Origin of the sequence: Rhodopirellula sp. JB055, assembly GCF_043100905.1 — a bacterium.
GTDB lineage: Bacteria > Planctomycetota > Planctomycetia > Pirellulales > Pirellulaceae > Rhodopirellula.
In genome coordinates this window covers 1-7,144 of sequence record NZ_JBICHO010000287.1, presented here as the reverse complement: position 1 = coordinate 7,144, position 7,144 = coordinate 1, and the positions used below count along the sequence as shown (strand labels likewise).

Annotated in this window: 3 protein-coding genes and 1 pseudogene; 1 reads left to right on the top strand and 3 read right to left on the bottom strand. The window is 56.8% G+C overall.

Translation table 11 applies throughout. The features are described from left to right. Positions 1–380 precede the first annotated feature (380 nt). The 3 genes and pseudogenes from corA to ACF8AM_RS11500 all read right to left on the bottom strand — a co-directional run bounded on the left by corA (position 381) and on the right by ACF8AM_RS11500 (position 6,069). On the bottom strand, positions 381–1,478 hold the full coding sequence (corA, locus tag ACF8AM_RS11510) for a magnesium/cobalt transporter CorA (RefSeq protein WP_392555771.1): 1,098 nt from the start codon (positions 1,476–1,478) through the stop codon (positions 381–383). Positions 1,479–1,512: 34 nt separating this feature from the next. Then, a pseudogene (gene smc, locus ACF8AM_RS11505) lies at positions 1,513–5,091 on the bottom strand (chromosome segregation protein SMC). Between the two features lie 135 nt (positions 5,092–5,226). Continuing rightward, complete coding sequence (locus ACF8AM_RS11500; protein ID WP_392555770.1) at positions 5,227–6,069, bottom strand: DUF456 domain-containing protein; 843 nt, start codon at positions 6,067–6,069, stop codon at positions 5,227–5,229. A gap of 235 nt (positions 6,070–6,304) precedes the next feature. On the opposite strand from ACF8AM_RS11500, the gene ACF8AM_RS11495 reads away from it, so the two are divergent. Beyond that, positions 6,305–6,910, top strand: a complete 606-nt coding sequence (locus ACF8AM_RS11495; RefSeq protein WP_392555769.1) for an HNH endonuclease — start codon at positions 6,305–6,307, stop codon at positions 6,908–6,910. Positions 6,911–7,144: the final 234 nt, after the last annotated feature.

The window sequence follows — 7,144 nt, the reverse complement described above, 5'->3', positions numbered from 1 at the left end:
GCTGTTGAACCCGCGCCACCCGGCACTCTTTGGGTGGGGTGCTTAACCCGGGGGGTGATTTGCGTTGGGTCCCTTTCTCCCCCCCCCGGGTCTGCGCGGGACCGTGCGGCTTGGTGATGAGTCCCTCGCTGACGCGTCGGGTTGTGATGGTGAGACGCAGGCAGTTGTATCAGGGCGATCGGCACTCATTTGGACGGGTGCGTTTCACGGCGGGTGACTTGAGCTTGGTAGCATTCTCAACCCGACGCGTGAGCGAGGGACCATGCTGCGTGGTGGTGATTCCCTCGCTGACGCGTCGGGTTATGAAAAAACCAATGCCTCACGCAAAAGTGAAACTTCAAAACGCGTCAGCGAGGCAAGTCAACGAAGCCCCCGCAACACTAGCTCAGCCAGCCTTTGCGGTACAAGAAATACAACAGGCTCAACGCCAGAACCATCATCACAGACAACGCGAACGGGTAACCAAAGCTCCATTCCAGTTCAGGCATGTTCAACGGCGACGCACTTTGATCGAAATTCATCCCGTAGATTCCGGCGACGAAACTCATCGGGATGAACAGTGTCGCGATGATCGTGAGCACTTTCATCACGTCATTGTTTTTTTGTCCCAGCAACGCGAAATACAATTCGCGAAGTTCGCCGCAGGTCTCGCGGTCGGTGTCCGCCGCTTCCATCAATTGCCCAATGTGATCCTGGCAATCGCGGAGATACAAACGCGTGTCGCTGGCCAAGACGCTTTCGCCTTCTCGGAGCAACATCCGTAGCGCGTCTCGGTGTTGCTGAACCGTCTTTCGTATGGATAGCAAATCCGCGCGGATGTGGTGCAAGTGCATTGGCAAGTTGTCGTTGTCAGCGTCCTGCAGTAACTCAGCCATGTCCGACAGATGACGCTCGTAGCGATCGATGATTGGAAAGTAACCATCGATGATTGCGTCGATGATCGCATAAACCAAATAGTCGGCTCCACGCTCGCGAATGCGGCCCAGTGCGTGAGTGATCCGCTCTCGCACGGGATCCAAACAGTCGCCCACATGCTCTTGGATGGTGATGACGGTCTTGCCAACCAAGAACACGCTGACCTGTTCGGTTTGGAACCCGTCTTCACCAACAGGCATCCGAGCAATGAAAAACAACGTCTCGCCGTAACGCTCCATCTTGGCGTGCTGGTCCATCTGAACCACGTCTTCCAAAGCCAGCGGATGCAAACCAAACCGGCGTCCGAGCGAACGCAGCAATTCCATGTCGCGGATGCCGTGCAAGTCGATCCAAGTCACGAGGTCCGGATTGGCGAGACCATCGCTTTCGATCGATGCGACGACCTCATCCAAATGCGTCCGCCCGTCGTACTGGATCACACGAATGTGACTGGGAACGGCATCCTTTTTCTTCGATGAAACATCGCTCGACATATCCCCGGGAACGTTCCCGACCTTGGAACGCGAACGAGCCCAACGCGGCCGATGCACACGCAGACGCATTGGCAATGTTCCCATCGCCAATAGAAAATCGCGTTTACGCGGCGTTGATTTGTCCGTCTTCGCTGACATCTTCAAACCGAATCGAGACCTGTTTGCTGACCCCGGACTCTTGCATCGTGACACCGTACAACGTTGTCGCCGCAGTCATGGTTTTCTTGCTGTGTGTCACCACGATGAACTTGGATTGATCCAAGAACTCCGTCAAGACAGTCACGAACCGGCCGATATTGGCTTCATCAAACGGGGCGTCCACTTCGTCCAGCACGCAGAATGGGCTGGGTCGATACTGGAAAATCGACATCAACAACGCAACGGCGGTCAATGCCTTTTCACCACCGGACAACAACGAGTTGCTGAAACTCGGCTTTCCAGGTGGCGTGGCAACAATCTCGACCCCCGCTTCCAACGGGTCGTCGGACTCTTCCAAAATGAGGTCAGCGTGACCACCACCAAACGATTTTCGATACAGTTTTTGGAAGTTGACCCGAATGGCTTCCAGTGTGTCCAAGAACAATCGTCGTGAGTCCGCATTAATCCGGGCAATCACGCGTTGCAACGAATCTTTCGCCGCGGTCAGGTCTTGATACTGACCATGCAGCTCGTCGTAACGCACCTGCAACTCGTTGAGTTCCTCCAACGCTTCCATGTTGACCGAGCCAACGTTTTGAACCTGGCCTCGCAATCGGCTGATTTCTTCGTCGACCGCAGACCGGTCTTCGATTTCAGCCAACTCTTCCGGCGGCTCATCGTTCCGCAAATCGATTTGGTAGTCCTCAGCAATCCGGTCCGCCAATGTGGTTTGCTTCAGCGCCGCGGCATCGCGAGCCGAACTGATCGTCGCCACGGATTCAGTCGCTTTGGCAACCGCTTTGATCGCGGCCTGCGACTCGGTTTGAACGCGGCGTGTGGCTTCGCGTTCGCGGTTGGCCTCGGCCGCCAACACTTGCAATTTTGAATCCGCCGCTTCCATCGCGATCATCAGTTCCGCCAACCGATTGTCAGCTTCCAAGATCCGCGTTTCGATCTCGGTGATCCGCTCTCGCGTTCGCGTCATCGCGTCGCGAACTTCTTGATTTGCCGCCTCTCGTTGGCTTTGATCACGTCGAGCCACATCGGCGGCGATTGTCAACGATTCAACACGCTGTTCGCTGCGAGCCGCTTCGACGGAAATGCTCATCGCCTCGGATTGCACCTCGCGAAGTTGCTCTGACGCGGCCGTCAACTGCACGTCAATTTCGGTGCGTCGCGCTTCCAACGTCTCGATTTCCTGCTTGCCTTCGTGGATGGAAATCGCCAGTTCACCATCTTGCTGCTCGGCGGTTTGCAGCAATTCGGTGTGCGAAGCAGAGGCTCGCTTCAGTTCGTCCACGGTTGCCTGACGAGCGGCCAAACGTTCTGCCACGTGGTGCAATTTCGCTTCGGCGGCCGCGTGTTCGGTGATCCAATTTCGCATCGCCTGTTCGTGGCGACCAAGCTCCGCCGCTTCGCTATCGACGACGCCCGTCAAACGACCGACTTCTTTTTCAGCTTCCGCGATCTGATAGCTGTAGTGCTGCATCTCGGACTTGGCCGCCGCCAACTCACTGCGCCGGCTGACCAAACCGGTTTCACCACCAGGAGGCCCAACCACACTGGATCCATCGTTGTCCAGCAAGTCGCCTGAAGCGGTCACGAAACGTAAACCGGCCGAGGACAACTTTCGCAATCCGATCGCCGTGGCCAAGGTGTCGACCAACCAAGTGTTGCCGAGCAGGTGACGAACCAATGGCTCGAGCTCGACGTCGCAATCAATCATTTTGTCTGCCCGACCGATCACGCCAGCCAACCCGTCCAAGCGAATTTTGTCACCAGGCCGTCGATTGGGGAGTTCGTCCAATCGGATGATTCCGACCCGAGTGCCAATTTTGATTTCACCGCGACTGATTGCATCGCCCACTGAGCCACCACGAACGATGACGTACTGGCTGCGAGGCCCCAGGGCCGCATCGATCAGCGGAGCGACTTGCCGATCGACCGAGAAACAATCGGCGACGATCCCAACCAAATCTTTCTTCAGCTCGGCGTTGCTCATCCGCAAAACTTCGCGAACGCCGCCGCTCACACCTTCTTGTTTTTGCTGCAACTCCTCCAGCACGCGAGCCCGCTCGGTGATCCCCTGCAGACGAATTTTCAGAGACCCGATTTCTTCCCGGCGTCGTTCCAACACTCGCCGCGTCTCTCGAACTTTCGCGTCCGCAATCTCAACTTCGCGTTGAGCTTCGGCGATTCGTTTTTCGAGTTCAGCAACATGAAGAGCCACTTCGTCGTGATCTTGCTGAGCCGTCTTCAATCCTTCGTCAGCCGTCACCGAATTGCGAGCGAGTTCCTTGAGAGCCCGCGTTGCCTCTCGCATTTGCTGAACGACCCGGCCACGGTTGGCCTCGTGTTCGGCCACCCGTCGCACCGCTGCCAAATGATCTCGCTGCAAATCATCTCGCGTCGTTTCGATTTGATGAACAGTGGATTGTTCGGCGTCACGCTTGGCAGCGATCGCTTCCTTCTTTTCTTGAACGCCAGCCAACTCGGATTCCGCGACTTCCAACGCCGCGATGGTTTTTCGCAAATCCGCGATGGCCGATCCCGCCTCCGTCCGCATCGCACGCAGTCGGCGATAGTGACCGACCAGGGTTCGTCGCTGTTCGACCAAAGTCGTTTGATCGGATTCGCGGCGACCGTCGATCCGAGCGATTTCGCCAGAAAGTTCGCTGCGGCTTTGTTCCGCTTCACGAGCCGCATCGGCGATCGTCTGCAACTGCATCTCCGCTGCTTGCCGTTGTTCCTCCAGCGATTCGCGCAGGGCGTCCGCTTCGCGGTGTTCGCGCTGTACCGTTTCTAATTTCGCAGTGGCTTCATTGAGCTCGGACGACAACGTCATCCAGTCATTCCACGCCACGACCGTTCGCAGTTCTTTCAACCGGTCGCTGGCTTGACGATAACGTTCTGCTTTCCCGGCTTGGCTCTTCAGCGTTTTCAATCGCGTTGCGACTTCGTCAACGATGTCACCCAAGCGGGTCAAGTTCGACTGCACTCGTTCCAGACGCCGCTCGGCCTCCAACTTCTTGGCTTTGAACCGGCTGATCCCAGCGGCTTCTTCGAAGATCGCCCGCCGATCTTTCGCGTTGGCCTGCAGCATCCGATCGACTTTGCCCTGTTCGATCAAGCTGTACGCGTCGATCCCGATTCCGGTCCCGCGAATCAGTGCTCGGACATCCTTCAGCCGGACGGCTTGTTGATTGATCAGGTACTCACCTTCGCCGCTGCGATACACCCGCCGGGTCACGTGGACCTCGGGGGCATCGATCGGCATTTGACCACCCGTGTTGTCGAAGATGATCGTCGCTTCGGCGGCCCCGGCAGGCCCGCGAGTTTGTGATCCCTTGAAGATCACGTCCGACATGTCATTGCCGCGAAGACTATTGGCACTTTGGCTGCCCAAAACCCATTACAACGCATCGACGATGTTCGATTTCCCGGACCCATTGGGGCCCACGACGACCGTGATGCCATCGGGGAAATCAAATCGCGTGCGATCCGCGAAGCTCTTGAAACCGGCCAGCTCGAGTGCTTTGAGCATGAATGATTGTGTTGCCGGGAGCGAACGAAAAAGTAGACGACGGAAGGGTGAAACGTTGTTTCGACGCCCCAAGACTAGCCAAAACGCTGGCAAAATCCTAGTTCGATCACGTGAAACGAGTGACAATCCGAGGCATCAAAAAAACACCCCAAACGCGCAGACAACCAGAATCAACAGTCCGGCAACCATTTTGCCCACCGTTCCGGTCGTTCGCCCCCAAAAAGCCGCCTGTCCGATCCGCCAATTTTCACGCCAAGCCTTCCCGTCATTCCACTCGGCGAACATCGCCCCGGCGGTGGCCCCCAACCCGCCGAACAAAATGGCGGCCAAAACCGGCCCCACGACAGGAATAGGCAAACCCACAATCCCGCCCGCAATGGCCCCCAGGATCGATCCCACGATCGCCATCAGCGTGGCCCGGCGACTCGCCCCGGCCCGACTGGCCCCCATCGCACCCGCCAAAAACTCGACCAATTCACCCACCAATCCCAGCACAAACGCTATCGTCAACGACGCCAGCCCGAGCTGCCAACGCCCGGTTTCCGGCCCCAACCATGCGTACATCGCCATTAGAGCGATCGCCAACCAATTCCCCGGCAACGCAACCAAATTCAACAACCACGCCAGCGTACAACCGAGGATCAACCCCAGCCCCAAAGCGACCACTCCCACCGGCAACAGCACGTCACGGATGATGTCGCGAACCCAAACCAATGCGTTGCTAAGACGATCCCACCAGCCATCGCCGGTTTCATCGGCGACCTGGTTTTGTGACAAGCCCGGCGAATCATTCCCTGCGCCGTTTGCGGAATCGTCCGTGGCGGTGAGCGTGAACGACAACGGTTCCGATTTCGCCTCCTCGATCGCGAGCGTTGGCGTGGACGAACCATCCGCGCGCCATGCGAAATCGGTTCCACCAGCGATCCCTGCCGCCAGCAGTGTCGAGACTAGCAACCATCCCATCTGCAGATTGATCATGAGGTGAAATCTGTCGGAAGAATTGAAGAGGAAAGCCAAATGGGACAACAAGAGTGAACCAAACCCGGTAATTTCCAGTCTCTTTGGCGAATTGGGAACCCGCCCCGACACGATTCCAAAACGATCGGGCGAGGTGACAAACGACTGCGTGAGTGTGGTTTCTTGTTTTCCCAAACGCTAAGATGGAGCAACTTCGAAGCCAACTTTCTGACTCGAGGAAAGGACTGACGCAACAATGAGCGGACGGGTTTTAGAGACCAACGTGTTGGTGCTGAATCGCTTTTACATGGCGATCCGCGTGGTCAATGTTCGTCGAGCATTGACGCTTTTGTATCGCGATTGTGCAGAAGTCATTGACAATGACGATGGGCAATTCATCGGATACGACTTCGATAGTTGGTGCGAACTGAGCCAATTGGCTTCGGATCAAAAGCAACCAGACGATGAATTCATTCAAGCCGTTGGGTTTGAAATGAAAGTCCCTCGAATCACCCGGTTGACTCGGTTCGATCGGATGCCAGCTCAAACGGTTCGGTTCAACCGCAAAAACCTGTTCGCGCGGGATGACCACACGTGTCAATATTGCGGCAAGATGGAACCCACCCACAAGCTCAGCCTGGACCACGTGGTGCCTCGCTCTCATGGCGGCGGAACCACCTGGGAAAACATCGTCTGCTGCTGCTTGCGTTGCAACGGCCGCAAGGGTGGGCGCACGCCGCAACAGGCCCGCATGAAGCTGCTGTCGCGGCCGGTCAAGCCACGGTTCAACCCGTTGATGACTCATTCCATGGACGACCCTCGTTATGCGTCCTGGAAAACGTTTTTGCACACCTCGAAATAGACCAGCGGTGAACGGGCAACCACTCGACCACACGGTTGTTCTTGCCTAATTCCGCTTGCCGCTTTCTGTACGTGCCTGATTCATCCCGGTGAGTCGTTAGACTCGCCGGGACACGACCTCATATACACCGCCCTGATCACTAAACAAATGTGTTGGGTTCTGCAGGTCAGAGGTATTATCAGGCCCTGAATCCGGATCGCCGAAATTCCAGAGCCAGCTTTCGACCAAAGCCCC